Consider the following 2,593-nt stretch of genomic DNA (forward strand, 5'->3'; position numbering starts at 1 on the left):
CGCCTGCGCGATAACTGGCTGTCAAACAGTATCTTTGAAACCTATGACCAGGTTGTAGATCATTGTTGTCAGGCTTGGCGAAAGCTCCTTGCTGATCCATGGACTATCATTTCAATCGGATTGCGCGATTGGGCACATCGGTTCTAATCAATGGGCATTGGTATTAGCCTTCGGCTTTCGCTGATGAATATCCGACTTCAGGCCGTTCTTTTCCAGCCATTCCTCGTTGCTCTTTGAGCGGTAGGCACTGTCGGCCCAGACGGTAGATGCGGTATTATCCTTGGCGACGACGTTGCGCAGTTGCGCTCCGTCATGGGCTGCCGCACTGGTCACCGCCCATCCCCGAATGAAGCCATGTGCCCGATCTATACCGGCGTGGTTCTTATAGCCGAACATCGCAATAGCGATATAGTGCGTTCTGGTTGCGGTTGATATCGGCGTTTGCGTCGGGTGCTTCGCTTTGGAATACTTCACCGTCCAGCGCGCGTCGCGATCCTTCTGCGCAAGCTTGGCGGGCTTGTCCTTCCAGGCTTCGGGAATCTCGCCTGCCTTGATTGCTTCCTTCTCATCCTGGCTATTGTGCTGCTTGGGTGCCTGGATGATTGTTGCATCGACAATCTGACCACCTGTGGCCAGATAACCGGACTTCGAAAGCTGCTTGTCGAAACGAGCGAACAGGCTCTCGATGGCACCGGCACGCACCAAGCTTTCGCGAAACAGCCAGATCGTCTTTGCATCTGGCACTTTCTGCGACAGCGATAAACCCAGAAAACGCATGAAAGACAGGCGGTCCTGGATCACGAACTCTGCCTGATCGTCGGAGAGATTGTAGAGCGCCTGTAGCACCAGGATCTTGAACATCATGACCGCTGGAAATGGTGGACGTCCGCCCTTTGAACCATCGCTACGCTTCAGCGCTTTGCTCAACGGCTTCTCAAACACAGGTTGTTGAAAAAGCTGCTTGAGCGGCAGCCGCAGGCACCAGACCAGCGGCTGTTCGTCAACCGCTACGGAGAGCCGCTCAGCACCTCGGGCGTCCGGTTCAAGCTTGCCGCTTATGTGAAGGCGGCGGCTGAAACCATGCCGTCGCTGCAAACGAAGCATGTAACGCCGCACAGCTTCCGTCACGCCACCGCCGTCCACCTTGTATCGGCGGGCGTAGACATCACGGTCATCCGCAGTTGGCTTGGGCATGTGAGCCTCGACACCCACCAATCACTACGCGAAGGCCAATCTGGAAACCAAGCGAAAGGCACTGGAACTGGTCGATGTTCCGACAACGGCAGGTCATCAGCCATCCTGGAAACATGATACGAGCCTGCTCGCCTGGCTCGACACGCTCTGAAATAATGCGAAGGAATTATGCGCGAAAAGGCCAACAACCGGGCGATCCGCGTGCGTTCCTTCGCATTATGGTCACCTGATGATTAGTGAAGTAATGGTCAGGTGAGTATTACTTCACAAACGGCTTGACATAAACAGGTGGGATCAGCCTGACGTTATGGCCAAAGCTGCCGATCTCCCGCCCCCAATAGTGACTGCTGGCGCATGCTTCCATTGCAACGGTACACGGTGACTGCTTGCTAAAAAAATCGAACAATTGATCGCGCCGCAGTTTCTTGCGTAAAAGCACCGTTCCAGCCCCGTCACAACCATGAACCTGAAACACATTTTTCGCTAAATCCAGACCAATAGTGGTAATCTCTTACATGGACGCCTCCTCTAATACCAAAGTTCATTGAGTAAGACTCATCGGACTTTGGTTAAGCCCGTGTGGCGACTGAACATTTTCAAGGCGTGATGCGTCAGCATCTTAGCGCCTTGGTATAAATGGTGTTCAACACCGCCATTCTGCCACATAAAGGCCGTCGGGGGGGGCGTCCACACCATCAGAACCTGTCCAGATCCTGCCTTTCTTCACACCTTTGCCCCAGTCCCTTGTCGCGCAACGACCGCACCAGTCCACCAGTGTGCTGTCAGGTATATCGGCACCCATCCGCGCGAAGATCTCGTTGAAGCGGTATAGCGGCAGATGATCATCAAACTTCTAGACCAGAATGTAGGCCAGAAGACCCGCACCAGCCATACTGCCCGGTACCGGACGGCTGGGCGCAGGAAACTGTACCTTCTTCTCGCAACAACGGCACGACTTCTTTGGTCGGGCGATCCCGATGACCTTCATCGTTGCTGCGATCATGTCGAGGATTTCGCTGACATCCTCCCCGACAAGGCGTAATTCTCCGCCTCAGGCAGGACAGTAATCACCAGGATCAAGTCCCCGGCGTTCGCGCACGGCATTGTCCGACAAGCGCAGACGAAGCATGTTTCCCAAAAGTGGGAGCCGCCTGCGCAGGGAAATCAGTCCAGCGGACTGATTTCTGACTGTGCATCGACGGGATAAGGACATGATTAAAACCAGTTGCTTAGAGCGTGGGGCGATTATTTTGAATCGTTAAAGAGGGTGATATTTGTTTGCATTTCGCGCTTTTTAGATTGATGATTCATTGGGTCAGGAGGAAAAGCTATGTTCCAGCAAGCTTATTCACTTGATCTTCGCAAGCGTGTGACCCGCGCCATCGCTCAGGGCAAATCC

1 protein-coding gene and 3 pseudogenes are annotated in these 2,593 nt (G+C 53.9%); 1 reads left to right on the forward strand and 3 read right to left on the reverse strand.

Features of this window, described 5'->3' with window-relative positions:
* Positions 1 to 174 precede the first annotated feature (174 nt).
* Positions 175 to 1,059 (reverse strand): annotated as a pseudogene (locus OIV19_RS23490) (IS5 family transposase); the annotation flags it as partial.
* On the opposite strand from OIV19_RS23490, the gene OIV19_RS23495 reads away from it, so the two are divergent.
* A complete protein-coding gene (locus OIV19_RS23495; RefSeq protein ID WP_264234320.1) occupies positions 949 to 1,311 on the forward strand; it encodes a tyrosine-type recombinase/integrase in 363 nt (120 codons plus the stop codon). The pseudogene OIV19_RS23490 and the gene OIV19_RS23495 sit on opposite strands and share 111 nt — an antisense overlap.
* Before the next feature lie 145 nt (positions 1,312 to 1,456).
* Here OIV19_RS23495 and OIV19_RS23500 read toward each other — a convergent pair.
* Together OIV19_RS23500 and OIV19_RS23505 are read right to left on the reverse strand one after the other, a co-directional pair.
* Positions 1,457 to 1,702: pseudogene (locus OIV19_RS23500) on the reverse strand (IS110 family transposase); the annotation flags it as partial.
* Positions 1,703 to 1,900: 198 nt separating this feature from the next.
* Positions 1,901 to 2,317, reverse strand: a pseudogene (locus tag OIV19_RS23505) (IS66 family transposase); the annotation flags it as partial.
* Positions 2,318 to 2,593 lie beyond the last annotated feature (276 nt).

It is taken from the genome of Brucella sp. HL-2 (assembly GCF_025846885.2).
GTDB classification, from domain to species: domain Bacteria; phylum Pseudomonadota; class Alphaproteobacteria; order Rhizobiales; family Rhizobiaceae; genus Brucella; species Brucella quorumnocens.